The 24,943-nt window shown below is 59.1% G+C and carries 22 protein-coding genes and 1 pseudogene; 20 read left to right on the forward strand and 3 right to left on the reverse strand.

Annotated elements, in window-relative coordinates:
* Window positions 1-44: 44 nt before the first annotated feature.
* The 17 genes and pseudogenes from rfbC to rfbA all read left to right on the forward strand — a co-directional run.
* Window positions 45-584 (forward strand): annotated as a pseudogene (gene rfbC / locus ACIQYU_RS03940) (dTDP-4-dehydrorhamnose 3,5-epimerase); the annotation flags it as partial.
* A 60-nt stretch (window positions 585-644) separates the two neighbouring features.
* Complete coding sequence (locus ACIQYU_RS03945) at window positions 645-1,016, forward strand: sugar 3,4-ketoisomerase (RefSeq protein WP_402798528.1); 372 nt, start codon at window positions 645-647, stop codon at window positions 1,014-1,016.
* A complete protein-coding gene (locus ACIQYU_RS03950; RefSeq protein WP_333957529.1) occupies window positions 1,009-1,479 on the forward strand; it encodes an acyltransferase in 471 nt (156 codons plus the stop codon). The genes ACIQYU_RS03945 and ACIQYU_RS03950 overlap by 8 nt, the downstream gene beginning before the upstream one ends.
* Complete coding sequence (locus tag ACIQYU_RS03955; protein WP_207829035.1) at window positions 1,472-2,578, forward strand: DegT/DnrJ/EryC1/StrS aminotransferase family protein; 1,107 nt, start codon at window positions 1,472-1,474, stop codon at window positions 2,576-2,578. The genes ACIQYU_RS03950 and ACIQYU_RS03955 overlap by 8 nt, the downstream gene beginning before the upstream one ends.
* A gap of 9 nt (window positions 2,579-2,587) precedes the next feature.
* Window positions 2,588-3,859, forward strand: coding sequence for an O-antigen translocase (locus ACIQYU_RS03960; protein ID WP_207829033.1), 1,272 nt, complete (start codon window positions 2,588-2,590; stop codon window positions 3,857-3,859).
* A gap of 3 nt (window positions 3,860-3,862) precedes the next feature.
* Window positions 3,863-5,296 (forward strand): hypothetical protein, encoded by a 1,434-nt coding sequence (locus ACIQYU_RS03965; RefSeq protein WP_207829030.1) that lies wholly within the window; start codon window positions 3,863-3,865, stop codon window positions 5,294-5,296.
* Window positions 5,297-5,298: 2 nt separating this feature from the next.
* Entirely contained in the window at window positions 5,299-6,564 is a 1,266-nt protein-coding gene (locus ACIQYU_RS03970) for a hypothetical protein (RefSeq protein WP_207829022.1), read from the forward strand.
* Window positions 6,524-7,372 carry a hypothetical protein gene (locus ACIQYU_RS03975; protein ID WP_207829019.1) on the forward strand — a complete coding sequence of 283 codons (849 nt, stop codon included), beginning with the start codon at window positions 6,524-6,526 and terminating at the stop codon, window positions 7,370-7,372. The genes ACIQYU_RS03970 and ACIQYU_RS03975 overlap by 41 nt, the downstream gene beginning before the upstream one ends.
* Window positions 7,369-8,076 carry an acyltransferase gene (locus tag ACIQYU_RS03980; RefSeq protein ID WP_063911631.1) on the forward strand — a complete coding sequence of 236 codons (708 nt, stop codon included), beginning with the start codon at window positions 7,369-7,371 and terminating at the stop codon, window positions 8,074-8,076. The genes ACIQYU_RS03975 and ACIQYU_RS03980 overlap by 4 nt, the downstream gene beginning before the upstream one ends.
* Window positions 8,073-9,164 carry a glycosyltransferase family 4 protein gene (locus ACIQYU_RS03985; RefSeq protein ID WP_402798323.1) on the forward strand — a complete coding sequence of 364 codons (1,092 nt, stop codon included), beginning with the start codon at window positions 8,073-8,075 and terminating at the stop codon, window positions 9,162-9,164. Before ACIQYU_RS03980 ends, ACIQYU_RS03985 begins: the two co-directional genes overlap by 4 nt.
* Entirely contained in the window at window positions 9,154-10,263 is a 1,110-nt protein-coding gene (locus tag ACIQYU_RS03990; RefSeq protein ID WP_233687205.1) for a DUF1972 domain-containing protein, read from the forward strand. Before ACIQYU_RS03985 ends, ACIQYU_RS03990 begins: the two co-directional genes overlap by 11 nt.
* Window positions 10,263-11,252 (forward strand): SDR family oxidoreductase, encoded by a 990-nt coding sequence (locus ACIQYU_RS03995; RefSeq protein WP_333957527.1) that lies wholly within the window; start codon window positions 10,263-10,265, stop codon window positions 11,250-11,252. Before ACIQYU_RS03990 ends, ACIQYU_RS03995 begins: the two co-directional genes overlap by 1 nt.
* The gene (locus ACIQYU_RS04000) at window positions 11,249-12,262 is read left to right on the forward strand and encodes a glycosyltransferase family 4 protein (RefSeq protein ID WP_402798326.1); all 1,014 of its coding nucleotides are present in this window, start codon (window positions 11,249-11,251) and stop codon (window positions 12,260-12,262) included. The genes ACIQYU_RS03995 and ACIQYU_RS04000 overlap by 4 nt, the downstream gene beginning before the upstream one ends.
* 58 nt (window positions 12,263-12,320) lie before the next feature.
* On the forward strand, window positions 12,321-14,318 hold the full coding sequence (locus ACIQYU_RS04005) for a nucleoside-diphosphate sugar epimerase/dehydratase (RefSeq protein WP_207829008.1): 1,998 nt from the start codon (window positions 12,321-12,323) through the stop codon (window positions 14,316-14,318).
* Between the two features lie 99 nt (window positions 14,319-14,417).
* Window positions 14,418-15,488, forward strand: coding sequence for a dTDP-glucose 4,6-dehydratase (rfbB, locus tag ACIQYU_RS04010; protein ID WP_207829006.1), 1,071 nt, complete (start codon window positions 14,418-14,420; stop codon window positions 15,486-15,488).
* A complete protein-coding gene (gene rfbD / locus ACIQYU_RS04015) occupies window positions 15,485-16,381 on the forward strand; it encodes a dTDP-4-dehydrorhamnose reductase (protein WP_207828996.1) in 897 nt (298 codons plus the stop codon). The genes rfbB and rfbD overlap by 4 nt, the downstream gene beginning before the upstream one ends.
* 5 nt (window positions 16,382-16,386) lie before the next feature.
* The gene (rfbA, locus tag ACIQYU_RS04020; protein ID WP_207829540.1) at window positions 16,387-17,268 is read left to right on the forward strand and encodes a glucose-1-phosphate thymidylyltransferase RfbA; all 882 of its coding nucleotides are present in this window, start codon (window positions 16,387-16,389) and stop codon (window positions 17,266-17,268) included.
* Window positions 17,269-17,565: 297 nt separating this feature from the next.
* Here rfbA and ACIQYU_RS04025 read toward each other — a convergent pair whose 3' ends face one another.
* Window positions 17,566-19,479, reverse strand: coding sequence for an acyltransferase family protein (locus ACIQYU_RS04025; RefSeq protein ID WP_402798329.1), 1,914 nt, complete (start codon window positions 19,477-19,479; stop codon window positions 17,566-17,568).
* Window positions 19,480-19,817: 338 nt separating this feature from the next.
* Here ACIQYU_RS04025 and tnpB point away from each other — a divergent pair, with 338 nt between their 5' ends.
* The 3 genes from tnpB (at window position 19,818) to ACIQYU_RS04040 (ending at window position 22,016) form a co-directional block, all read left to right on the forward strand.
* Window positions 19,818-20,126 carry an IS66 family insertion sequence element accessory protein TnpB gene (gene tnpB / locus ACIQYU_RS04030; RefSeq protein ID WP_233687201.1) on the forward strand — a complete coding sequence of 103 codons (309 nt, stop codon included), beginning with the start codon at window positions 19,818-19,820 and terminating at the stop codon, window positions 20,124-20,126.
* Between the two features lie 101 nt (window positions 20,127-20,227).
* Entirely contained in the window at window positions 20,228-21,697 is a 1,470-nt protein-coding gene (gene tnpC, locus ACIQYU_RS04035) for an IS66 family transposase (RefSeq protein ID WP_402798531.1), read from the forward strand.
* Window positions 21,698-21,755: 58 nt separating this feature from the next.
* A complete protein-coding gene (locus ACIQYU_RS04040; protein ID WP_233687200.1) occupies window positions 21,756-22,016 on the forward strand; it encodes a DUF6429 family protein in 261 nt (86 codons plus the stop codon).
* A 222-nt stretch (window positions 22,017-22,238) separates the two neighbouring features.
* Here ACIQYU_RS04040 and ACIQYU_RS04045 read toward each other — a convergent pair whose 3' ends face one another.
* A complete protein-coding gene (locus ACIQYU_RS04045; protein ID WP_233687199.1) occupies window positions 22,239-23,309 on the reverse strand; it encodes a DUF6270 domain-containing protein in 1,071 nt (356 codons plus the stop codon).
* Between the two features lie 491 nt (window positions 23,310-23,800).
* On the reverse strand, window positions 23,801-24,778 hold the full coding sequence (locus ACIQYU_RS04050; protein ID WP_233687198.1) for a D-glucuronyl C5-epimerase family protein: 978 nt from the start codon (window positions 24,776-24,778) through the stop codon (window positions 23,801-23,803).
* Window positions 24,779-24,943 lie beyond the last annotated feature (165 nt).

Here is a 24,943-nt window from a genome sequence, read left to right on the forward strand (position 1 = left end):
TGGCCAGGCTGGCCCCGACAAAAAATCATGCCAAAGGTTTACCGATGAAGCTTGTTCAAACGAACATTCCCGATGTTGTCATAGTGGAACCCGCCGTGTATGAGGATGATCGCGGGTGGTTCACGGAAACCTTCAATGAGACCCGCTTTCATGGTGCATTGCTGGAGCTTGGCCTGAGCAAGCCCCGTGCGTTCGTCCAGGACAACCATTCCATGTCTCACCGCGGTGTCTTGCGCGGGCTGCATTTCCAGCGCGCGCCGCACGCCCAGGGCAAGCTGGTGCGGGTGGTGCGTGGTGCGGTCTATGACGTGGCTGTCGATATCCGCCCGGGCTCCCCGACCTTCGGGCAGTGGGTGGGAGTGGAACTGAGCGAGCGCAACAACCGCATGCTGTGGATCCCCGAAGGGTTTGCGCACGGTTTTATCGCCCTCGAGGACGACACCCACTTCCTGTACAAAACCACGGATGTGTACAACAAGGAGGCCGAAGGCAGTATTCACTGGGATGACCCCGACCTGGCGATCGACTGGCCCATGCGCGATGGCCTTATCGTCAGCGAAAAGGACAACCAGGCCCCATCGTTCCGGCACCACCTCAGTGCTGCCGACGAAGGCGCCCTGGCCCAGATCGAACTGTTCAAGGTACTGGGTGACCACCGCGGCCAGCTGGTGGCCCTGCAAGCCCTGGACAACGTACCGTTCGCCATCCAGCGGGTGTATTACCTGACCGAGACGCTGCCCGGGGTTTCCCGAGGCTTCCACGCCCACAAGGAGCTCAACCAGCTGGCCATCTGCGTGTCCGGGCGCTGCCGGATGCTGATGGATGACGGTACCACCCGCACTGACCATTGGCTGGACGCGTTCAACAAAGGCATCCTGATTCCGCCCATGGTCTGGCACGAAATGCATGATTTCAGCCCGGATTGCGTGCTGCTGGTACTGGCCGACGCGCATTACGACGAGTCCGACTACATTCGTGACTACACCACGTTCACGGAGCTCAAGCGCGATGCCTAGCATTCATCAACTGGCCGATGTGAAAAGCGACGCCATCGGCGAAGGCACCCGGGTCTGGCAGTTTGTCGTGATCATGAAAGGTGCGCAGGTCGGGCGTAATTGCAACATCTGCGCGCATACCCTGATTGAGGGCGATGTGGTGCTGGGCGATAACGTCACAGTCAAGTCTGGCGTTTACCTGTGGGACGGTACCCGCATTGCCGATGATGTGTTCATCGGCCCCAATGCCACCTTTACCAACGACGCGATGCCACGTTCCAAGGTTTACCCGGAGCAGTTCAACGGCATTACCCTGGAGCGCGGTGCCAGCATCGGTGCCAATGCCACCTTGCTGCCAGGCGTTGTCGTAGGCGAGTACGCCATGGTGGGGGCAGGGGCGGTGGTGACCAGGAACGTCCCGCCTTATGCCGTCGTTGTAGGCAATCCAGCAAAAATTATCAGGGTGATAGACCGCAATGGTTAAGTTTCTCGATCTGCAGGGTGTGAATGCGCAGTACCGTCAGGCATTGATCGATGCCTGCACCGAGGTCATCGACTCGGGCTGGTACATCATGGGCGAGAAGCTCAAGCAGTTCGAAGCCCAGTTCGCCAGCTACTGCGGTGTAAAGCACTGCATTGGCGTGGCCAACGGCCTGGATGCGCTGATACTGACCCTACGTGCCTGGAAACAACTGGGCCGTATCGCCGAGGGCGACGAGGTGCTGGTACCTGCCAACACCTATATCGCTACCATCCTCGCGATTACCGAGAACAAGCTGGTGCCGGTGCTGGTGGAGCCCGATGAAGCCAGCTTCAACCTGGGCGCCCATAACCTGGCGCAGGCGCTTACCCCGCGTACCCGGGTGATCATGCCGGTACACCTGTACGGGCGCTTGGCCGACATGCCAGCGATCAACGCATTCGCCAGGCAGCATGGCCTGCTGGTGCTGGAGGACTCTGCCCAGTCCCACGCTGCCGAGCTGGACGGGCGTCGTGCGGGTGCCTGGGGCGATGCCTCGGGCTTCAGCTTCTACCCGGGCAAGAACCTGGGGGCGCTGGGGGACGCCGGTGCGGTCACTACCAACGATGATGCGCTGGCCGAGACGCTGAAATCGTTGCGCAACTATGGCTCGCACGTGAAGTACATGAATATGTACCAAGGGGTGAACAGCCGCCTGGACGAACTGCAGGCTGCGCTGCTGAGCGTGAAGCTGCCGTACCTGGACGAAGAAACCCGCTTGCGCCAGCAGGTTGCACAGCAGTACCTGGCCGGCATCGACAACCCGGCCATCCAGTTGCCTGACCCGGGCGTTGCCGGCCAGCATGCCTGGCACCTGTTCGTGGTGCGCAGTGAATGCCGTGAACAGTTGCAGCAGCATCTGGCCCGGCACGGTGTACAGACCCTGGTGCACTACCCGATTCCGCCGCACCGGCAGCAGGCCTACCCGCAGCTGGCTGACCTGTCGCTGCCGCTGACCGAGCGGCTGCATGAGCAGGTGCTGAGCCTGCCCATGGATCCAACCTTGACTGCATCCTCAGTCCAGCACGTCATTGACGCCTGCAACAGCTTTTCGCGTCCTTGAGTGCCAGGTATGACCCTGATCAGAACTAGCCTGCTCAATGCCATAGCGGTTGCGGTAAGAATGGCCACCTTGCTTGGCCTCAACAAGGTGCTGGCCCTGTACGTAGGGCCGGCCGGGTATGCGGCCATCGGCCAGCTGCAGAATGCGGTGACCATGTTTACCACCCTGGCCAGCGGTGCTGTCAGCACGGGTGTGACCAAGTACACGGCGGAGTTTGCCGAACAGCCCGAAGAACAACGCAAGGTGTGGAAAACCGCCGGTACGTTGTCGGTACTGGTGTCGCTGCTGCTTGCGGTGCTGATCATCGTGCTGCGCAAACCCTTGGCCAGTTGGTTCTTCAATGATGAATCGCTGGCTTCGGTGCTGCTGTGGTTTGCCGCTACCCTGGTGTTCTTTGCCTTCAACTCGTTGTTGCTGGGGGTACTCAATGGCAAGAAGGATGTGCCCCGCTATGTGCTGGCCAACATCCTTGGTAGCCTGATTTCGCTGGTCGTCACCTGTGCGTTGACCATCCAGTTGGGGCTGTACGGCGCACTGGTGGCCCTGGCCGTGTACCAGTCGTTGAGCTTTGTGGCCACCTTGCTTATCTGCATGCGCACACCCTGGTTCCACCTGGCCGACTTTTTTGGTGGCCTGGACCGGCAGGCTCTGAGCCGGCTCTCGAAGTTCGCGCTGATGGCCGTGGTCACGGCCTGCTCCCTGCCGGTTTGCCATGTGTTCCTGCGGGACTACCTGGGCAACACCTTCGGCTGGGAGCAAGCCGGCTATTGGGAGGCCATGTGGCGCCTGAGCTCGGCGTATCTGATGCTGATCACCACCACCCTGGCGGTGTATTACCTGCCGCGGCTGTCCGAACTGGCAGATGCCGGCGAGTTGCGCCGGGAGATTTTGCAAGGCTACAAGCTGATCCTGCCCATGACCATTCTCGCCGGGCTGGTGATCTACCTGCTGCGCGACTTCATCATCCAGGTGCTGTTCTCCGAATCGTTCCTGCCAATGCGCGAGCTGTTCGCCTGGCAGATGGTCGGCGACAGCCTGAAGATCGCCAGCTGGCTGATGGCCTACCTGATGTTGGGCAAGGCCCTGACGCGGCTGTACCTGGTGACGGAAATCCTCGCCACCCTGTCGCTGTACGCATTGACGGTGTACCTCACGCAGCTCTGGGGGTACGAGAAGGTCACACTGGCCTATGCAGTCAATTACCTTTTGTACGCGATCGTCATGTATTTCACGGTTTTCCGGCGTTTGTCGTCGATTGTTGCTGATTCGGCACGGAGCTGAGCAATGAAGCAAGTGGTAGAGCAGCTGCAGGCACGGATACAGAAGGCAGCGCCGGGGCCGGCTTTGACCCAGGCGCAAGTCTATGGCGCGCTGCTCTGGGCCGTGGACCTGAACATCTACGAAGCGGCCACGCTGGAGCGCCAGTTGGTGGCCAAGTGCGCCAGCCAGGTTACGCTGCCGGCTGCCAGCAGCGTATCGCGCGGCTGCCTGCATGTGGTCAGCGAACCCTATATGCAAGGCGGGCACACCCGGCTGATGGAGCGCCTGGCGCACATGCACGAGGGGCCTGTGGACCTGCTGGTGGCGCGCAGCGCCAAGCCCCAGGTGCTCGAACGCCTGGCAGGCTATTTCGCCCATATCGAGGTAGCGCGCGGCGATGACCCGTGCGCCCGCCTGCAGTCCATCGTCGACACCCTGGCCCAGTACGACAAGGTGGTGCTGCACATTCATCCGGACGACATCATCACCACCGTCGCCTGCGGCCTGCTGAAGCAGCAGCGTGGCGCTGCGCTGACGGTGTATTTCGTCAACCATGCCGACCACGTGTTCAGCTTTGGCGCGTCGGTGGCCGATGTGTATTTCGAGATCAGCGCCTACGGGCACCACCTGGACAAGAAAAAGCACCTCACCTGCCAGAAGAGCTTCCTGGCGATCCCGATCGAGACTAGCGGCGCCAAAGTGCCGAATGCCGTGCCCACTCACGAGCGGATCAAGGTGTTCAGCGCTGCCTCGGCAGCCAAGTACAAGCCCCACGGCGGGCTGGACATGCGCCCGTCGATCACGGCGATTCTCGAGCGCTTCCCCAATGCCGAGTGCTGGATCATCGGCGCCAACCCCCTGACCAACACTTGGTGGTGGACAGTGAAGCTGCGCTACCCCAGGCGTTTCTTCATCCGCCGCCACCTGCCGTACAAGGACTACCTGGCCTTTGCGGAAAAGGCCGACTTCTACCTGGACAGCTACCCTGTGCCCGGTGGCACGGCGTTCGCCGAGCAGTTGCTCAAGGGCCGGCGTTGCGTGGGGCTGGTTGCGCCGATCCAGGGCTACTCCCCCGCAGACAGCCTGAAGGTGGCCAGTGTCGACCAGCTGCTGGCCAGCATCGCACAGCCCCGGCCCAGTGCCCCGGTGGTGGAGGCGGTGCAGCGGGTCAACTCGGTGGAGGCGGTGAAAGCGCGTTACCTGGCCTGCATCGAGCGGGGCGAATTCAGTGAGAACGAACTGGCAGCCATGTTGCCGTGGACGGGCAACCTCGATTTCATGAAACCGACAGGTAAGGTCACTAGCATGATCCCTACGGATGTTTTCGACGCCCTGTGCCGCATAGACACGAACCTGGCGCTGCGAACTCTGCTTTCCTACGCCTGGGTGCCGAGAATCAAGCTCTTGATCAAGGTCACGCTGTTCCGGCTGGCCAGGCTGACCAGAGCGCGAGGGTGAGTGTGATCAGGATCTTTATCGGCGTGCTGTTCTGCCTGCTGTTCTTCAGCGACTTCGTCGTGTTGACGCTGGGGCTGGGCAGTGTGTTTGCCGGTTGGCGAGAAATGATCAGCCTGCTGATGATCTCGGGGCTGTTGCTGCGGGCACTGGCCAGCGTCACGGCACGTGGCATGGTCAACCTCGAAGTCGGGCGGTGGTTGCTGGTCGTGCTGTTCTTTGCCTTCCTGTACCTGCTGTTCGGCGACCTGAGCGCATCGTCGGTGCGCATGTTCCGTGCATTGGCCGTGCCGGTGTTCGTCGGTATGGCGGTGGCCATCTGGGCCCAGGCGGTGTCGACCGAGAAGAAGCTGCGCCATGTGTACTGGTCGGTGCTGGCAATGAGCATCCTCACCGGCGTGTATGCGTTGTACCAGTACCTGACCATAGCCTCGGCCGAGCAATTCTGGTACTGGCCGCTGCTTACCGCCAAAGGCTATGAACTGCAACCGTACAACTCGATGCGTGACGGGCTGCCGCGGGTTTCCGGCTTCTTTACCGGCACGCTGGAATTTTCTGCAGTAATCCTCAACACCGCCGCCATGACCCTGGCTGTGTTGCTCAGTGGGCGCAACTGGTCGTTGATCCGGCGCCTGCTGCTGAGTGCCGCTTTCCTGCTGCTGTGCGGGCTGGTTGTGATCGGTTCGGTACGCACGGCCATGATCGGCCTGGTGTGCATCTGCACGATGCTGGTGGCGGCCCGGGTACTGCGCACGGCCTGGTTGATCTCGCTGTTGGGTTATTTGCAGTTCGTTGGCCTGACCGTGGCGATTTTCGTATACCTGTCGATGGGCTACACCCAGGATTTGTCGGCGCTGGACCGCGAGCGCCAGTGGCTGCACATGTATGAGGTGCTGAGCACGCACCCCATGGGTTATGGCTTTGGCGCGGTGGGCCCGGGCCAGCCGCACTGGTTCGATTCATTCTGGCTCAACCTGCTGGCCACCTGTGGTTGGGTCGGCCTGCTGATCATGGCCGGGTTGATCCTTTGGTATCACAAGCTGGTGACGATCGTCGTCCGGGACAGGGCCCATGCCAGCTCCTGGAAAAACGGCCTGGGCAATTTCGTGATTGCCAGCTACCCGTTCTTCCTGAGCTCGTTCTTTTTCCAGTCCTATACGAACAGTGTTGTCCTCTACATTTTCGCGATCGTGGTGATGGTGATCATTGGTGAAAACAGAAGAACAAAAGTTGAGCCTGGCAGTCCTGATCGTTCTGTATCGGAAAGCTAGCCATGACTCGATTGCCCTGCAGTCACTACTCGCGCAGCAGGCGCTGCTGCGTGACGAGGGTATCGACCTGCAGCTGTACGTCTGGAACAACTCCCCCGGCGTGGCGCAGCCGTGCCCGGGGGTGCGCTGGTACGAGGCGGACAACCAGCGGCTTTCGGTGGTCTACAACCAGGTTGCCGAACAGGCGTTTGCCGCTGGGGTCGACCTGTTCATGATCTCGGACGACGATACCAACTACTCGAACATCCGCCTGTCCAGCTGCCTGGCGCAGATCGGCCAGGTGCGCCTGGCGGCGGGGGGCGACCAGGTGGGCGTGTTCATGCCCCGGCTGGTCAGCCATGGGCAACTGGTCAGCCCCGGCAAGCGCTGGCTGTTCATGGGCCGCCTCACGCCCAACGTGGCCGCCGGCCTGGTGGATTCGAAGAACCTGCTGGGCATCAACAGCGGCCTGATCTTCACCCGCGAGTGCTTCCAGCGCATGACGCCGTTCTATGACGAGCGGTTGCGTTTCTATGCCACCGATACCGACTTTTTCATCCGTTACGAGGGGTATTTCCCCAAGGCCTGCGTGCTGGATGTGGAAATTGCCCACGACCTGTCCGAGCACAGCGCCGATACCCCCGAGCGTGCCTTGTTCCGCTTCGAGGAAATGATCCACGGGCTGCGTATCAGCTTCCATTCCCACGGCCTGCTGGAGCGCGGCCTGCTTGACCTGTACCTGGTCTATGCGGCCATTCGCAAAGCGGTGGCTTACCGCCGTCCGGCCTTCGTCAAGGCCTTGTTTACCCAGGTGAGGGCCGTGAAATGATGCATGCCTTGCTCGAAAAGCTGGTGCTGCTGGTTAAAAAGCGCCCATTGGTGGTCGACCGGCGCATCTCGTCGGGCTACCTGCTGGGGCTGTTCGTGACCAAGCTGCTGATGGCCTGCCGCGGCGTGATCCGCCTGCGCCGGCGGCGCCTGGCGTTCATCGGCTCGGGGGTAACCCTTAAGGAAGTGGGCAAGATCGAGTACGGCCCGGGGCTGGTCATCGACCAGGGCTGTTTCGTCGATGCCTTGTCCAATGACGGCATCCGCTTCGGCACCGCCGTGTCGCTCAACAAGCACATCATCATCGAGTGCACTGGCAGCCTGGCCAACATCGGCAAGGGCCTGGTGATTGGCGACAACGTCGGCCTGGGTGCTGGCTGCTTCCTGGGCTGCGCCGGCGGCATCGAGATTGGCAGTGACACAATCATCGGCAACTTCGTCAGCTTCCATTCGGAAAACCACAACTTCGAAGACCCGCTGCAACCCATCCGTCTGCAGGGTGTGAGCCGCCAGGGCATCAAGGTGGGACGCAACTGCTGGATCGGTGCCAAGGTGACCGTGCTCGATGGCGCGGTGATCGAAGACGGCTGCGTGTTCGCTGCAGGGGCGGTGGTGGCTGCGGGCGTTTACCGCAAGAATTCGATATATGGCGGCGTGCCGGCCAAGTTCATCAAGGCGCGCGTAGCGGAAGAAGGGGTGGCATGAAAACGTTGCACTTTGTCCATCTGCTGAATGACTACAGCGGTAGCCCCCGGGTATTGAACCAGACCATCACCGCGCTGCAGCAACATGGCGCCGACTGCACCCTGCATGTAGGCAGCAGCGGCCACGGCGTGCTCGATGAACTGCAGGTACGCACCTGCAAGTTTGCCTACAAGCGCTTCGACAACCGCTGGCTGACCTTGCTGGCGTATGCCGGCTCACAGGTGGCGCTGTTCTTCAGCCTGTTGCGCCAGGTGCGGCCGGGCTCGGTCGTGCTTGTGAACACCATGCTGCCCTTTGGTGCCGCCCTGGCCGCCCGTTTGCGCGGTACCAAGGTGGTTTACCACGTGCACGAAACCTCCATCCGGCCTGCGCTGCTCAAGGCGTTCCTGCGCCGGGTGATTGCCGGCTGTGCCTGCAAGGTGGTCTACGTGTCGAAATACTTGCAGGTACAAGAGGGTGTCGCCGGCGTGCCGGCGGTAACCGTTTACAACGGCTTGGCCGAGGGCTTCCAGCAGCAGGCGATGGCCACGCCGTACCAGCCCTTGCACGACGGCCGCTTCAATGTGCTGATGCTGGCGTCGTTGAAGGGCTACAAGGGAGTGGACGAGTTCGTCGCCCTGGCCACGGCACTGGCCGCGCACCCTGTGCTGAAGTTCACCTTGGTGCTCAACGCCAGCCCGCAGGAAGTGGACGCCTACTTCGCCGGCAAGGCGCTGCCGCAAAACCTCATGCTCAGCCCGGCCAGTGCCGAGGTAGCGAAGTTCTACCGCAATGCCAGCCTGGTGCTGAACCTGTCCCATGTGGATGGCTGGGTCGAAACCTTTGGCCTGACCATTCTCGAGGCGATGGCCTTCGGCATCCCGACCATCGTGCCCCCGGTAGGTGGCCCGGTCGAACTGGTCAGCGACGGGGTAGAGGGCTACCAGATCGATTCGAAGAACCATGAACAACTGGTGCGCACCGTTGCGCGCCTGTCGCAGGACTCACAGGCGTGCCTGGCACTGTCCGAGCGCGCACGCAGGAAAGCGAGTGAGTTTTCCACTGCCAACTTCCAGAAAAATATCGTGATGGTGTTTGATGACCTATAAGATTGCAGTGATTGGCACGGTAGGTTTACCCGCTCAATACGGTGGTTGGGAAACACTGACCGAACAATTGGTGCGCAACCTGCCGGGTGACTGCGAACTCACTGTTTATTGCAGTGCGCCTCATTACCCCCAGCGCCCGAAGTTTTTCGAGCGTGCCCGCCTGGTCTACCTGAACCTCAAGGCCAATGGCGTGCAAAGCATCCCGTACGATGTGCTGAGTATGCTGCACGCCTACCGCAAGCATGACCTGATGCTGATTCTGGGGGTTTCCGGCTGCATTGCCCTGCCGTTCATGCGCCTGCTGACCCGCAAGCCGATCGTGGTGAACATCGACGGCTACGAGTGGAAGCGCGCCAAATGGTCCAACTTTGCCCGCTGGTTCCTGAAGTTGTCCGAAGCGGTGGCCGTGCGTTTTGCCCATGCGGTCATCACCGACAACAAGGTGCTACAGGAATACGTGACCGCCGAATACAACAAGCCCAGCGAACTGATTGCCTATGGTGGCGACCAGGCGCGGGCGGGTGAGCCAACCGAACAAGCCCGCCTGGCTTACCCGTTCCTTGGTGCGCCCTATGCCTTTACGGTGTGCCGCATAGAGCCGGAGAACAACATCCATGTCATTCTCGAGGCCTTCGCCGGCTCTGGCATGCCGCTGGCGATCATCGGCAACTGGAATCACAGCGAATATGGCGTGCAACTGCGCAAGCAATACGAAGGGGTAAGCAATATTCACCTGCTGGACCCGATCTACGACGTGGAGCAACTGAGCCCGCTGCGCAGCAATGCCACGGTGTACCTGCATGGCCACAGTGCCGGCGGCACCAACCCTTCGCTGGTCGAAGCCATGTGGCTGGGCCTGCCGGTGGTAGCCTTCGATGTGTCGTTCAACCGCGCCACCACCGAAGACCAGGCGCTTTACTTTGCCGACAGCACCTCGCTGCGCAACCACGCCCAGGCACTGTTTGCCGATGAGGGCGCCCGTGCGCAACTGTCTGCGCGCCTGCACGAAATTGCCAACCGCCGTTACCGCTGGTCGGTTGTGGCAGACCAATACCGCAGCGTGTTCACCCGCCTGCTGGGCCGGGCGGGGAGAGGCTGATGGCCGGGCAAGGCAACGTGCAACGGCCGAGTATCCTGGTCACCGGCGGTAGCGGTTTTGTCGGCAAGGTGTTGCTGCAGCGTCTTGCTGCGGACACACGCTGGGCACCGCGCGCACTGGTGCGGCAGTCGCCCGGCCAGCGGCTGGCTGGTGTCGATTACCGGCCATTCAGCGAGTTGGCGGCGGTAGAGGTGGCGTCCGGGCATTTCGAGCAGGTCGACACCGTGATCCACCTGGCCTCCCGCGTGCATGTGATGCAGGAAACCGCCGCCGACCCGCTGGCCGAATTCCGTCGGGTAAATGTGGAAGGCACCCTGAGCCTGGCCCGTGCCGCTGTCCAGGCCGGCGTGCGGCGCTTCATTTTTGTAAGCTCGGTGAAGGTCAACGGCGAAGCCACCGACGGCCGCCGGCCCTTCACCGCCGATGAGGCCCCCGCGCCTTCGGACCCGTACGGCATCTCCAAGCGCGAGGCCGAAGACGGCCTGCGCCAACTGGCGGTTGAAACCGGGCTGGAAGTGGTGATCGTGCGCCCGGTGCTGGTGTATGGCCCGGGCGTGAAAGCCAACTTCCGCAGCATGATGAACTGGCTGAGCAAAGGCGTGCCGCTGCCGTTTGGTGCCATCCACAACCAACGCAGCCTGGTGGCGCTGGACAACCTGGTGGACCTGCTGGTGACCTGCATCGACCACCCGGCCGCCGCCAACCAGACCTTTCTGGCCAGCGATGGCCACGACCTGTCCACCACCGAACTGCTGCAACGGCTGGGCAAGGCGCTGGGCAAGCCAGCCAGATTGCTGCCTGTGCCCGCCGCCTGGTTGAAGGGCGCGGCCACCTTGGCCGGCAAGGGCGGGCTGGCCCAGCGCCTGTGCGGTTCGCTGCAGGTAGACATTGGCAAAACCCGTGAACTGCTGGGCTGGCAGCCCCCGCTGGATGTCGACCAGGCACTGCGGGCCACGGCACTCAACTTTTTGAAAGAGCAAGACAAATGACGGCATGGTGGCTTATTCCCCTGGTCGCGGGGGCATCCCTGCTTTTGACCGCAGCGCTGCGGCGCTACGCCCTGAACAAGCAGATCATCGACGTGCCCAACGCGCGCAGTTCGCACACCGTGCCCACCCCACGGGGTGGCGGTGTGGCCATTGTGCTGAGCTTTCTGGGCTGTCTGCCGCTACTGGGCCTGGCCGGTGCGGTGCCGCTGCCGGCGCTGGTCGCCATCGGCGGGGCAGGGGCACTGATCGCGGCAATCGGCTTCATGGACGACCACGGCCACATCGCCGCCCGCTGGCGCCTGCTCGGCCACTTCGCCGCAGCCGCCTGGATGCTGTACTGGCTGGGCGGCCTGGCGCCGCTGCAGGTGTTCGGCTTTACCCTGGACCTGCAGTGGTTCGGCTACATCCTGGCCGCGCTCTACTGTGTGTGGATGCTCAACCTGTATAACTTCATGGACGGCATCGACGGCATCGCCAGCGTCGAAGCGGTGACCGCCTGCCTGGGCATGGTGCTGCTCTCGGCCCTGGCCGGTGCGCCGCAACTGATGGCGCTGCCACTGTTGCTGGCTGCGGCCACGTTCGGCTTCCTGTTCTGGAACTTCCCGCCGGCCAGGATCTTCATGGGTGACGCCGGCAGCGGCTTTCTTGGCATCGTGCTGGCTGGCCTGTCGCTGCAGGCGGCCTGGGCCGCGCCACAGCTGTTCTGGTGCTGGCTGATTCTGCTGGGCGTGTTCGTGGTCGACGCCACCTTCACCCTGATCCGCCGCCTGCTGCGCGGTGACAAGGTGTACGAAGCGCACCGCAGCCACGCCTACCAGTTCGCCTCGCGCCACTACGGCAAGCACCTGCCGGTGACTCTGGCGGTAGCCGCGCTCAACCTGTTCTGGCTGCTGCCGATAGCCCTGTGCGTGCTGTTGCTTGGTCTGGACGGCGTGTGGGGCGTGATCATCGCCTACCTGCCATTGGCATTTCTGGCCGTGCGCTGGCGCGCCGGCGAACTCGAACACTAGCTAGAGTGATAGAAAGAAGACGCTAGACATGTCACTTTGTAAAGCTCTCAGAGGTTCTATGGATAAGCTGCGCTCAAGACTGCTTGGACTACCTCGGCGCCACAAGCGGGCGATCCAGGTAGCGACTGATGTCATTCTGGTCTGGTTTGCGCTGTGGCTGGCGTTTGTCGTACGCCTGGGTATCGATGACCTGGCCAACCCTGTCCGTGACCACACCTGGCTGTTCATCACGGCACCGATCATCTCGATTCCGCTGTTCATCCGCTTTGGCCTGTACCGGGCGGTGATGCGCTATTTCGGCAATGATGCACTGATCGCCATCATCAAGGCCGTGACCCTGTCGGCACTGATCCTCGGCTTCATCATCTACTGGGCCAGCAACCACCAGAACGTGGTGCCGCGCTCGATCACCTTCAACTACTGGTGGCTGAGCCTGATCATGGTTGGCGGCTTGCGCCTGGCCATGCGCCAGTACTTCCTCGGTGACTGGTTCGCCACTGCCGTGCAGCACGTGCCTTTTGCCAACCGTGACGACGGCCTGCCACGGGTGGCCATCTATGGTGCCGGCTCGGCCGGTAACCAGCTGGTGGCGGCGCTGCGCATGGGCAAGGCCATGCGCCCGGTCGCCTTCATCGACGACGATGCCAGCATCACCGATCGGGTGATTGCCGGCCTGCAGGTGTACCAGCCGGAACAGCTGCAGCGCATGATCGACGACACAGGCGCCGAAGAAATCCTGCTGGCGTTACCCTCGGTCAGCCGCAGCCGCCGCCGCGAAATCCTCAACTTGCTGGAGGGCTACCCGCTGCACGTGCGCAGTGTGCCCGGCTTCATGGACCTGGCCAGCGGCCGGGTCAAGGTGGACGACATCCAGGAAGTGGACATTGCCGACCTGCTGGGCCGCGACGCGGTGCCGGCGCAAGGCGACCTGCTGCAACACTGCATCATCGACCAGACGGTGATGGTGACCGGTGCCGGCGGCTCGATCGGCTCCGAACTGTGCCGCCAGATCCTTGGGCAGGCGCCGCGCACCCTGCTGTTGTTCGAACATAGCGAATTCAACCTGTACACCATTGCCGGCGAACTGGAACAGCGCATTATCCGAGAAGGCTTGGCTGTGCAGTTGATCCCCATCCTCGGCTCGGTACGCGACCAGGCCAAGATGCTTGACGTGATGCGCGCCTGGCAGGTGGACACCGTGTACCACGCCGCAGCCTACAAGCACGTGCCAATTGTCGAGCACAACATTGCCGAAGGCCTGTCGAACAACGTGTTCGGTACCCTGTACACCGCCCAGGCAGCGCTGCAGGCCGGCGTTGCCAACTTCGTGCTTATTTCCACCGACAAGGCCGTGCGCCCGACCAACGTGATGGGCAGTACCAAGCGCCTGGCCGAAATGGTGCTGCAGGCCCTTAGCCGCGAGGTGGCGCCGGTACTGATGGGCGATACCGGCAATGTCTCGCAGGTGAACAAGACCCGCTTCACCATGGTGCGCTTCGGCAACGTGCTGGGCTCGTCGGGCTCGGTCATTCCGCTGTTCCACAAGCAGATCAAGGCCGGTGGGCCGCTGACCGTGACCCACCCGAAAATCACCCGCTACTTCATGACCATCCCCGAGGCCGCGCAGCTGGTGATCCAGGCCGGCTCCATGGGGCAGGGCGGTGATGTGTTCGTGCTGGACATGGGCGAGCCGGTGAAAATTGTGGAACTGGCGGAAAAGATGATTCACCTGTCCGGCTTCAGCATCCGCTCCGAGCGCAACCCGCTGGGTGACATCGCCATCAACTTCACCGGCCTGCGCCCGGGCGAGAAGTTGTACGAAGAACTGCTGATCGGCGACAACGTGATTGCCACCCGCCACCCCATGATCATGAGCGCTCACGAGGACTACCTGCCCTGGGATGTGCTTAAGCAGCGCCTTGACGCCCTGCGCGCGGCGACTGCGGAGGATGACTTTGCCACCGTGCGCCAGCTGCTGCGTGACACCGTAAGCGGTTATGTACCAGGTGGGGATATTGTGGATTGGCTGTACCAGCGCCGGCGCATGGAGCCCTGAGCGCTGCACCCATAACAACAGGCGTTGCCGGCGGTGCAACGCCCACATGAACTTCAAGCGTTGTGAAGTTTGAACGCGGGAATTGGGAAGAACTGAACGATGACTATTCTGGTAACTGGTGGTGCGGGCTTCATTGGCGCGAACTTCGTGCTGGATTGGCTGGCCGGCAATGACGAGCCCGTGGTCAACCTCGACAAACTCACCTACGCAGGCAACCTGCAAACCCTGAGCAGCCTGCAGGGCGACAAGCGCCATATCTTCGTACATGGCGATATTGGCGACTCCGAACTGGTTGCCCGCCTGCTCGCGGAGCACCAGCCGCGCGCGATCGTCAACTTTGCTGCCGAGTCCCACGTGGACCGCTCGATCCACGGCCCGGAAGACTTCATTGAAACCAACATCGTCGGCACCTTCCGCCTGCTGGAAGCCGTGCGCGCCTACTGGGGCGGCCTGGACGAACAGGCGCGCCAGGCGTTCCGCTTCCTGCATGTGTCCACCGACGAAGTGTATGGCTCGCTGGCCGCCGACGAACCGGCCTTCACCGAAACCCACCAGTACCAGCCCAACAGCCCGTACTCGGCCAGCAAGGCCGCCAGCGACCATCTGGTGCGCTCGTATCACCATACCTACGGCCTGCCGGTGCTGACCACCAACTGCTCGAACAACTACGGCCCGTACCACTTCCCGGAAAAGCTCATCCCGCTGATGATCGTCAACGCGCTGGCCGGCAAGCCGCTGCCGGTGTATGGCGACGGCCAGCAGATCCGTGACTGGCTGTACGTCAAGGACCACTGCAGCGCCATCCGCCGCGTGCTGGAAGCCGGTAAAACCGGCGAGGTGTACAACGTGGGCGGCTGGAACGAAAAGCCCAACCTGGAGATCGTCAACCGCGTGTGTGCCCTGCTGGACGAACTGCGCCCCCGCGCCGACGGCAAGCCCTACGCCGAACAGATCACCTACGTGACCGACCGCCCCGGCCATGACCGCCGCTACGCCATCGACGCCCGCAAGCTCGAGCGCGAACTGGGCTGGAAGCCTGCCGAAACCTTCGAAACCGGCATTCGCAAGACCGTGGCCTGGTACCTCGACAACCAGGAATGGGTGCAGAACGTACAGTCCGGCAGCTACCGCGACTGGGTCGAGAAAAACTACGCAGGGCGCTCGGCATGAAGATTCTGCTACTGGGCAAGGACGGCCAGGTAGGCTGGGAACTGCAACGCAGCCTGGCCCCGTTGGGCCAGGTGCTGGCGCTGAATTCCCGCAGCCAGGCACACTGCGGCGACCTGGCCAACCTGCCGGCCCTGGCTGAAACCGTGCGTGCCTACACCCCCGATGTAATCGTCAACGCCGCCGCCTACACCGCCGTGGACAAGGCGGAAAGCGACCGCGAGCAAGCCTTCAAGGTAAACGCCGACGCTGTCGGCGTGCTGGCCCGTGCTGCTGCCGATTGCGGGGCACTGCTGGTGCATTACTCCACCGACTACGTGTTCCCGGGGCAGGGCACCCAGGCCTGGCGCGAAGACGACGCCGTCGGCCCGCTGAATGCCTATGGCGAAAGCAAGCTGGCCGGCGAACAGGCCATCCAGGCTGCCGGTTGCCGGCACCTGATCTTCCGCACCTGCTGGGTGTATGCCGCACGCGGCAACAACTTCGCCAAGACCATGCTGCGCCTGGCTGCGGAGCGCGAAAGCCTGGGTGTGATCGACGACCAGCACGGCGCCCCGACCGGTGCCGAACTGATCGCCGACATCACCGCCCACGCCATCACCGCTACCCGCCGCGACCCGGCCTTGGCCGGGCTGTACCACCTGGCGGCGGCCGGCGAAACCACCTGGTGCGGCTACGCCCGTTACGTGCTGGAGCAGGCAGAGGCCCTGGGTATGCCCTTGAAAGCCCATGCCGAACAGGTCAACCCGTTGACCACCGATGCCTACCCGACCCCGGCCAAGCGGCCGGCCAATTCGCGTCTGGACACCCATAAACTGCAGAAAGCCTTTGCCCTGACCCTGCCAGACTGGCGCCTGGGTGTGGCTCGCATGCTTACGGAAATACACGAGAAATGACCACTATGAAGCGTAAAGGCATCATTCTGGCGGGCGGGTCGGGTACCCGTCTGCATCCGGCGACCCTGGCAATTTCCAAGCAACTGCTGCCGGTGTACGACAAACCGATGATCTATTACCCGCTGACTACCCTGATGCTGGCGGGTATCCAGGACATCCTGATCATTTCCACCCCGCAAGATACCCCCCGTTTCGAGCAACTGCTGGGCGACGGCCACCAGTGGGGCATCAACATCAGCTACGCCGTGCAGGCCTCGCCAGACGGTCTGGCACAGGCCTTCCTGATTGGTGAAGACTTCATCGGCAACGACCTGTCGGCGCTGGTTCTGGGCGACAACATCTATTATGGCCACGACTTCCAGCAACTGCTGCGCAACGCCATGGACCGCGGCGAAGGTGCCAGCGTGTTCGCCTACCACGTGCACGACCCCGAGCGTTACGGTGTGGTGGAGTTCGATGACCAGGGCAAGGCGATCAGCCTGGAAGAAAAACCGGCCAAGCCGAAGTCCAGCTATGCCGTGACCGGGCTGTACTTCTACGACAAGGACGTGGTCGAGATTGCCAAAGGCATCAAGCCGTCTGCGCGGGGCGAGTTGGAGATTACCGATCTGAACCGGGTGTACCTGGAGCAGAACCGCTTGTCGGTGGAGATCATGGGGCGCGGGTATGCCTGGCTGGATACCGGGACGCATGATTCGTTGCTGGAGGCTAGCGGGTATATTGCGACCATCGAACGCCGGCAGGGGTTGAAGGTGGCTTGCCCGGAAGAGGTGGCGTACAGGCAGGGGTGGATTGGGGCGGAGCAGTTGCTGAAGCTGGCTGAGCCGTTGGCCAAGAATGGGTATGGGCAGTATTTGAAGCGGTTGGTGCAGGATAGGGTTTATTGAGTCTTATGCAGACGCCTTGAGTAGAGAAGCACTCCGTTAATCTCTGCAAGTTAGTGATTGATGGAACGCTTAATATGTAACGGAGTGTGCACCCTTACCGTGCCAGGCCTTCGTAACCTTGCACTTGGAACGTCAATGGTAATTGCCTTTTGCATGGCCCAGCCATGCAAAAGGCTACGTATCGTTAATTCTGGCTGTCCAGGCTGGGTTTTAGAGTTGTGAACTGGAAGGCCTTGAACTATTGGGGCATTGCGTCAGTCAGGAATAAAGCCCCCTCTTGCGAGGGGGCACTTAGCTTTATGACTGGTGTGCACTAACTACAGTGCTCAAAATATTTGGCATTTTCTCGTACAACTTAAGCGATCCTGTTGTGCTCAGGTGCCCAGGGTCTCGATAGATCGGGACGCCATCGATGATCGTCTTGCACGAATTGGCATCGCAGAGCACGTCGGACAGGTAGATCACTTTGGCACCCAAAGTGGTCTCTGCGTACTTCATGAGGTTGAGCACGTTCTTATGGGATCGCTCGAACAGCTTTCTGTCGAGCAGACATTTGTTGGACTGATTGAGCGATGGGTTGGCCATCTCGCCCTGAATGCAGCTCACAATGGTGTTGTTGAGTGGCGGAGGCGGAGCAATGATTACCACCTGCTTACCCAGTGCTTTCAGCTTCTCAACGACCACTTGCATATCCTTCATGGCGCGCTCTGGGGTCGACTTCGCAATTTGCATTGCTCCATTGGTGTCGAAGGAAATCGACTCATAGGAGTCCTGCATGTACTGTCCATACGAGCCCGCCAGGATAACGGTGTTGATCGTCGGGGTTTCGCTGATGAATTTGAAGGCGCTGTCGTTAAAACCGACACATTGGCGTGCCTGCTCTTCGAAGTTGCTCCGTTTGGTGTTCGGCGCTGTGTTCAGGAAGGGTGCGCATGAACTGCGGGTGGCCTGGCGGATGTCGATTTTCTGTGATTGAGCCATCCCTGGGATGTTGTGCATCGCGTAGGAGTCCCCCCACACGATGATTTTTGGGTCTTGCGAGGTCCGGCACTTCTCAGTGTCTTTATAGATGTTAGTGCCACAGGAACGGTCAAGGCCGTAGTTCGGAGCGAATAACTTCTCGATCTTCTCAGCCGATTGGACCTTCAGGAACGCGTGCGAGAGGCCGAACAGTGCCAGGGTCAGGGCAGGGAACACGACCAACGAAGGCTTGAAGCCGTACTGCATCTTCCGGAACGGCTCTTCCACCAGGTGGTACAGCGCGAGGGCCGACACCAACGATGCGGCCAGTAGGGTCGCTTTCACCGTCATGCTTTCAGTACTGATTGTGGCGTTTGCGATCGCGATAATTGGCCAGTGGACCAGGTACAGCGAGTAGGAAATATCGCCGGCCTTCTTGATGGGAAGTGCCCACGTTTGGCCGTTGAGTTGTCGGTGGTTCGCCAGCAGGACGATGGCCGTTGCAAAGCACACCACCACGGCGTCTAGGCCAGGATGCGACAGGCCAGAGTTGACGAACGGTGAAACCAGTAGTACGGCGAAGGCAGGAATAGCCAGCGTTGATGTGACGCTCTTGACGACGGTGCTGTGCACGAGCATCGATGCGATGCTACCAATCAGAAGTTCCCAGGCCCGGGTGGGGAGAAGATAAAATGCAGCCGACTGATTGCTTGCTGACAGGTACAAGCAGCCAACGAAGCTGACAATGGCAAGCGCTATCAGAAGCTTGCGCCAGTGCTTGGCTGGGGTGAAGGCCAAGAGCGCAGGGACGAAGAAGTAGAACTGCTCTTCAACCGCGAGCGACCACATATGCAGTAATGGTTTGGTCGCCGACTCAAGGTCGAAGTAGCCGGCTTGGCTCATCAGTACAAAGTTAGTGGAAAAGGTAAGTGCGCCGATAATCTGCTGTTTTAGAGATTCTATCTGCATGGGTGGCAGTAAGAATTTTGCGGCGATGATGGTCGCAAAAATTGTTACGAAAGAAGCGGGCAGCAAACGCTTTACTCGCCGAAGATAGAACTGCTTGAAGGAAAAGCTGTCGCGTTCAAGTCCCTTTGAAACGATCGATGTAATCAAGAATCCAGAGATTACAAAGAATATGTCGACCCCTAGATATCCATATTGGAAGCCAGGAATAGCCAAGTGTTCAAGAACGACGAATAAGACAGCAAGCCCGCGTAAGACCTGAATATCAACCCTGATTGTAGACATCTCATTCCCGGTTTGGATTTTTGCGAAAGGTGCAAATTATATCCATAACCCATGCCATTACCAAGCCGGATGCGGGGCATTTTTAAAGTGCTAGCTAAGGCGGAGTCGCCGTAAATCTAAATAGTAGGCTGAATCTGCTTGCCCTCTTCGATGGTTTGGCTGTGCTTCTTGACCTATGCACCATAGCGCAGAGCACGGGCTATGCCCCCCAGCCATTACAACCGTAAGCGCTCCATGAACCCCACATTCAAAGCGCTTACCTGAGCCCCGATGCTGTGCTCCCGATTTCTTTCTGGAGCTCGCCGGCCATGATGTGACCCGACGGCAAAGTCGAAAAAGTGTACCTCTACCCCAAGTCCGTCGACTTTCGAAAATCCATCGATGGCCTGGCCGCACTGGCCGAACTCGATATCAAGGTGGCGGTGTTCGACCCGGTGCTTTTCGTCTTCCTCAACAAGCCGCGCAACCGCGTGAAGATCCTGTATCGGGAGCGTAACGGCTTCTGCCTCTGGCTCAAGCGCCCGGACTCCGAACGGTTCAAAACCTCACCCGATCCAACTGACGTCGCCATTGTCCTGACCGTTCAGGAACTGAACTGGCTACTCGACGGCTTCGACCTCTGGCGCACCGTCCCCATCAGGTTTTGACGCCTCGATACGTTGCCTGATTCGGTATAATCCGCGGCAAGATTTCCATGCCCGAAGACCTCCCTGACGATCCTGTTCTGCTCAAGCAACTGCTTGAGCAGATGATCAACGAGCGCGCGTCCGACAAGGGCAAGATCGTTCATCTCGAAGAGGAAGTTGCGCTGTTGCGCCAGCGCCTGTTCGGGCGCAAGACCGAGCAGACAGGCGATGCGGCGACGCCACAGTTGCCGCTCTTCGACGAAGCGGAAAGCCTGGCCGAACCCTTGGATGAGGCCGGCGACGAAGAAGTCGTTGCACCGACCAGGCGCCGTGGCAATCGCAAACCGCTGCCGGCCGATTTGCCGCGTATCGAAGTTGTCCACGAACTGCCCGAGCATGAACTGATTTGCGCTTGCGGCTGCCGCAAACATGCCATCGGTGAAGAAGTCAGCGAACAGCTTGAAATCGTCCCGATGCAGATTCGTGTCATCAAGCATGTTCGCAAGGTGTACGGTTGCCGCGATTGCGAATCAGCGCCCGTCACGGCGGACAAACCCGCCCAGGTGATCGAGAAAAGCATGGCCAGTCCGAGTGTGCTGGCCATGCTGCTGACCACCAAATACGTAGACGGCCTACCGCTTCATCGCTTCGAAAAAGTGCTGGGGCGCCACGGTATCGATATCTCGCGCCAAACGTTGGCACGCTGGGTGATTCAGTGCAGCGAGCACTTTCAGCCGTTGCTGAATCTGATTCGCGAAAGCCTGTTGAGCAGTCGAATCATCCACTGTGATGAAACACGTGTACAGGTGTTGAAAGAGCCGGGTAGTGAGCCCAGCAACCAATCTTGGATGTGGGTACAAACCGGTGGCCCACCTGATCGGCCGGTGATCCTTTTCGACTACGCCACCAGCCGAGCGCAGGAGGTGCCGATGCGCCTGCTGGACGGCTATCGCGGCTATGTCATGACCGACGACCACGCCGGTTACAACACGCTGGCCGCACAGGACGGAGTGGAGCGATTGGGCTGCTGGGCGCACATGCGCCGCAAGTTCGTCGAGGCGCAGAAAGTGCAGCCCAAGGGTAAAACCGGGCGCTTAGATATCGCTCTGAATTTGATCAACAAGCTGTATGGCATCGAGCGCGACCTTAAGGACAGCAGCGATGAAGATCGCAAGCTGGCCCGCCAAGCGCGAAGCCAACCGGTGTTGGCCCAGTTGAGAACCTGGACAGAGAAAACGCAGCCCCAGGTCACGAGCCAGAATGCATTGGGTAAAGCCATCGGCTATCTGGCCAGCAACTGGAGCAAGTTAGAACGCTACATCGAGCATGGTGACTTGCCGATCGACAATAACGCCGCCGAGCATGCGATCCGCCCGTTTGTCATCGGCAGAAAGAACTGGTTGTTCAGTGACACGCCCAGAGGCACGACGGCCAGTGCGCAACTTTACAGCGTGGTTGAGACGGTCAAAGTCAACGGCAAAGAGCCTTATGCGTGGCTGCGCCACGCACTGGAACGGTTGCCGCTGGCGTCCTCAGTGGAAGACTATGAAGCGCTGCTGCCGTGGAATTGCACGCCTAAAATACATAGCTGAGTGCTCTGCCTATCGCGGGTCAGGTGGAGCCTTGAAGAACAAGAGCGGAGTAACGACCATGGAATACGACGATAGGCTGATTGAAGACGCAGTGCTTGCCCTGTTGGCAGCCTATTGCGCCGACAAAGGTAACGCGTGGAAAGGATTCGACTTCGAGATCATGAATCGACTGCATGAGCAGGGTTTCATCAGTGATCCTGTTAACAGAAACAAATCCATTTGGTTGACGGCGGAGGGACTGGAGCGAGGCCGTCAGCTAGCTGACCAGTTGTTCGGGTTAAGGACTCAAGCGGGGCAGGCGCCCAACTCGAATACCTGATTTCCCCGCGCCTCATGTAACAGGTGGGGTTTATGGATCGCTTACTTTTGAACACCATACCGAGGCTTGTGCCTCCGCGTCCCTTGGGAGATCGCGGTTGCGGTGCTGCTCGCCTGAAAATCCTGTTAGGCAGAATTCTTGGCGAATTGATCGGGGGCGGTTGCCTATGTCAAGGCTTAAGCCGACCAAATACCGTGATATGATCGGCCTGACTCTTGGCTATTATTCAGCGCGTTCTAGATCTTTTGCGATGCATTGAGCGGAGACTTTTTCTTCTTTTGGGTCTTGATAGAAAGCCACAACGGTTATTTCCCCTGTAGTCTCGGGGATCGGGAAGCGCGCGGACTGTGAGGTTTCATACCAGCGTGCAGCATGACGATTGCCGTCAATGAGTAGGTAAAATGCAAATTTGCCACTTTCGTGTATTTTTCCATCCACAACAAGTGAGCAGTGCGCGAAGACATCGCTCTTGGTTTTGTAAGCGGCAACAGTGACCTTGGCACCGTCGGAAACGAGTGGCGAAGCGTTTGCCAATGATTCTTTGCTTATCGGTTTTGTGTGCTTATCGGAGGCTGTTTCTGTGCTCAGTAAAGCCAAAGCTTCTTTATAATAGCGCTCGCTATAATGGAAGGGGGATATACCCCAGCGGTGCGTTTCGTCCGCAGTCAAAATATCGGGTGAGAACTGCAGGAACTGGTCTTTTCCGAGCTTTTTCTCGAGCTCATTGTACATCCAATCTAGTTCTTGGTTGGCTTTCTCGGTGGCTGCAAGGGTTACCGGGAATTCTGTATCACTCGAGTGTTCAAACTGGCTAGCCCAGTAGACTTTATTGATGACTACGGAGTTTAGCTTGCCATGCGATTCCAACAGGTTCAGGAATTTTTGCATTCCTTGAAGCCACAGTTCACGACGCTCTTTCGAAGCGTGCTTGATCAGTCGGTATCCACTGACGGAACTGTCCGCCAGCAAACCACTCTCAGCAAGTTCGCTTGAGTTAGTGATAATATGCCCAGTTGGTAGGGCGACCAAATCGAATCTTTCATCGATCAGATCTATCAATATCACATCGGCACTGCTTAGGATTTCCGTCTCAGTGAGTATTTGCTTGGAAAAATCGTACGCAACCATGCGTCGCCGAAACGCTGAAGGTATGCGATTGAGCGCTTCTTCATTTTCGTAAGGGCCGCTACACAGCGAGGCCATTGAGGAGCGTGCGAAGTAAGCCGTTAACTTAAAGTTCCGGTTTTCCTCTAGGTTGAATATATCTCTAGATACACAGCTACCGTAAATCATTAAGTTCTTGAGCACAGTTTACTTCAGCCTTCTATACTTTTGATTTATATAAGTGGGTACGCATCCCGCTCCGCCAGGCCGCTCCTTGGATCCAGTCACCAAGCGTCCCGGCTGCAAAGGAAGCCTTGGGTGCTAGGTGTAACTGAAGAATCATTATCCATAGACGGATTCAGGAATGCAACGTGCGGATTTCTTGGCCCCTTCGTTCAGGGATTACCATGAATATGCGCCGAAATGGATCCAATAAGAATCGCTAGATATATGAACTTTTTTGGCTTGAAGGTGTCGCTCAGCGATCATGTGCGCAGGACCATTGCAAGACAGGGTGTGCTCAAAATGAGGAATTTTGTGATCTTCGTCACATAAATGGAGCTTGGGCAAGCTCCGCGTCTGCACACCTTGCTTAGGCGGAATGAAAGGGCTTAAGCGGAAGTTTCAGCATTGCAGCTATCGAGAGACTCATGGCAGGCGCTAATGTGCTACAGCCAATGCTAGGCTTTCTTTAACGGGCTATAGAAATCGAGGGCAGCCTTTCTTCCCGTCAGGTAGGTATCCCCCTCGCAGTCTTTGATGGATGTTATATAGAACTCCTCAAAAATTTTGGCGGTTGCCTTCAGTGCTTCGTCGTCGGTCGCCTCGGCAATCTGTTTTGCCAAGTGCACAGCTCTCGTTTGGCCATAATCTGGAAGTGCTACGGCTTCAATGGAATAGGAGAAATACTTATTCTCAAATATCTGCTTTCTCAAGTTCTTCGACATCGTAAGTAAAGATTGCTCGATGGTTTTGTCGACAAAGCTCAGGCCTGTAAGCTTACGGTATTTCATGAGTGTAATGATTGCGCCTATGTGGCCATTGTAGACACGAAAACGCATGTTTCCATTTTCCTGCATTTCGGTGCCAAGTTTTTTCAGGTACTCAATTTCGTTTTTTTGAGGCGTGAAAACATATTCATAAAGCCAAAGATCGCCTTGCGAGTCCTCTTCCGATAGTTTAATTGTTATGTCTTTGGATGTGATGGTGCGGATTAGTCTGAAGGCCTTGCTCAGGTACTTTTCATCTTTGGTTGTCTCGTAAAGTCGCATGTACCCATATGCTGTATAGGCGTTCATGAAGGCGCCATAGAAAGGTTTCTGCATTGTTGCCCAGTACATAGGGAATGCAAAATCATTTCTTATGTAGGCGTGATCCTCTATTGTTTCGGTATAGATGCTAGCCGCCAGATCAAGATAATCGATTTGATCGCGCATGGCTTTTGATAAGCCGTGTTTCCTGGATGAAGCATCTAGCGCGCATGCATTGATGGCGAAAGCGAATGGATTGAATGGCTGGTGGTAGTCGGTGACGTATTTTTCCGGCCATGACCTGAATAGATCAAGATGATGCTTGGGCTGCCAGTCGGTTCTGTTTGGGCCGGTGCTCATCGCCCTGTCGAACCAGTCGTTTGTCAATGCTTCGTAATGAATCTTCATGGGTCTCTATCCTGCGCCCAATGTCTAACGGCCAGTGAAATTCTGGTGTTCTTACATATCCGCGATGTAGGTTCGGGTCGTAGTATTAACTGGTCTGTGGAAGCGTCAGGTGGCTGGAAAAATATACCCCCACAACGAAACTATTCGTAGTGGGAGTATCAAGAT

The organism is Pseudomonas sp. NPDC096925 (assembly GCF_044762545.1).
Lineage (GTDB): Bacteria > Pseudomonadota > Gammaproteobacteria > Pseudomonadales > Pseudomonadaceae > Aquipseudomonas.

What these genes read in the sequence shown, in the direction of transcription:
- ACIQYU_RS03950 (WP_333957529.1), top strand. Translation starts at nt 1,009, where the DNA reads ATGCCTAGCATTCATCAACTGGCCGATGTGAAAAGCGACGCCATCGGC.
- ACIQYU_RS03955 (WP_207829035.1), top strand. Translation starts at nt 1,472, where the DNA reads ATGGTTAAGTTTCTCGATCTGCAGGGTGTGAATGCGCAGTACCGTCAG.
- ACIQYU_RS03960 (WP_207829033.1), top strand. Translation starts at nt 2,588, where the DNA reads ATGACCCTGATCAGAACTAGCCTGCTCAATGCCATAGCGGTTGCGGTA.
- ACIQYU_RS03965 (WP_207829030.1), top strand. Translation starts at nt 3,863, where the DNA reads ATGAAGCAAGTGGTAGAGCAGCTGCAGGCACGGATACAGAAGGCAGCG.
- ACIQYU_RS03980 (WP_063911631.1), top strand. Translation starts at nt 7,369, where the DNA reads ATGATGCATGCCTTGCTCGAAAAGCTGGTGCTGCTGGTTAAAAAGCGC.
- ACIQYU_RS03985 (WP_402798323.1), top strand. Translation starts at nt 8,073, where the DNA reads ATGAAAACGTTGCACTTTGTCCATCTGCTGAATGACTACAGCGGTAGC.
- ACIQYU_RS03990 (WP_233687205.1), top strand. Translation starts at nt 9,154, where the DNA reads ATGACCTATAAGATTGCAGTGATTGGCACGGTAGGTTTACCCGCTCAA.
- ACIQYU_RS03995 (WP_333957527.1), top strand. Translation starts at nt 10,263, where the DNA reads ATGGCCGGGCAAGGCAACGTGCAACGGCCGAGTATCCTGGTCACCGGC.
- ACIQYU_RS04000 (WP_402798326.1), top strand. Translation starts at nt 11,249, where the DNA reads ATGACGGCATGGTGGCTTATTCCCCTGGTCGCGGGGGCATCCCTGCTT.
- ACIQYU_RS04005 (WP_207829008.1), top strand. Translation starts at nt 12,321, where the DNA reads ATGGATAAGCTGCGCTCAAGACTGCTTGGACTACCTCGGCGCCACAAG.
- rfbB (WP_207829006.1), top strand. Translation starts at nt 14,418, where the DNA reads ATGACTATTCTGGTAACTGGTGGTGCGGGCTTCATTGGCGCGAACTTC.
- rfbD (WP_207828996.1), top strand. Translation starts at nt 15,485, where the DNA reads ATGAAGATTCTGCTACTGGGCAAGGACGGCCAGGTAGGCTGGGAACTG.
- rfbA (WP_207829540.1), top strand. Translation starts at nt 16,387, where the DNA reads ATGAAGCGTAAAGGCATCATTCTGGCGGGCGGGTCGGGTACCCGTCTG.
- ACIQYU_RS04025 (WP_402798329.1), bottom strand. Translation starts at nt 19,479, where the DNA reads ATGTCTACAATCAGGGTTGATATTCAGGTCTTACGCGGGCTTGCTGTC.
- tnpC (WP_402798531.1), top strand. Translation starts at nt 20,228, where the DNA reads ATGATCAACGAGCGCGCGTCCGACAAGGGCAAGATCGTTCATCTCGAA.
- ACIQYU_RS04040 (WP_233687200.1), top strand. Translation starts at nt 21,756, where the DNA reads ATGGAATACGACGATAGGCTGATTGAAGACGCAGTGCTTGCCCTGTTG.
- ACIQYU_RS04045 (WP_233687199.1), bottom strand. Translation starts at nt 23,309, where the DNA reads ATGATTTACGGTAGCTGTGTATCTAGAGATATATTCAACCTAGAGGAA.
- ACIQYU_RS04050 (WP_233687198.1), bottom strand. Translation starts at nt 24,778, where the DNA reads ATGAAGATTCATTACGAAGCATTGACAAACGACTGGTTCGACAGGGCG.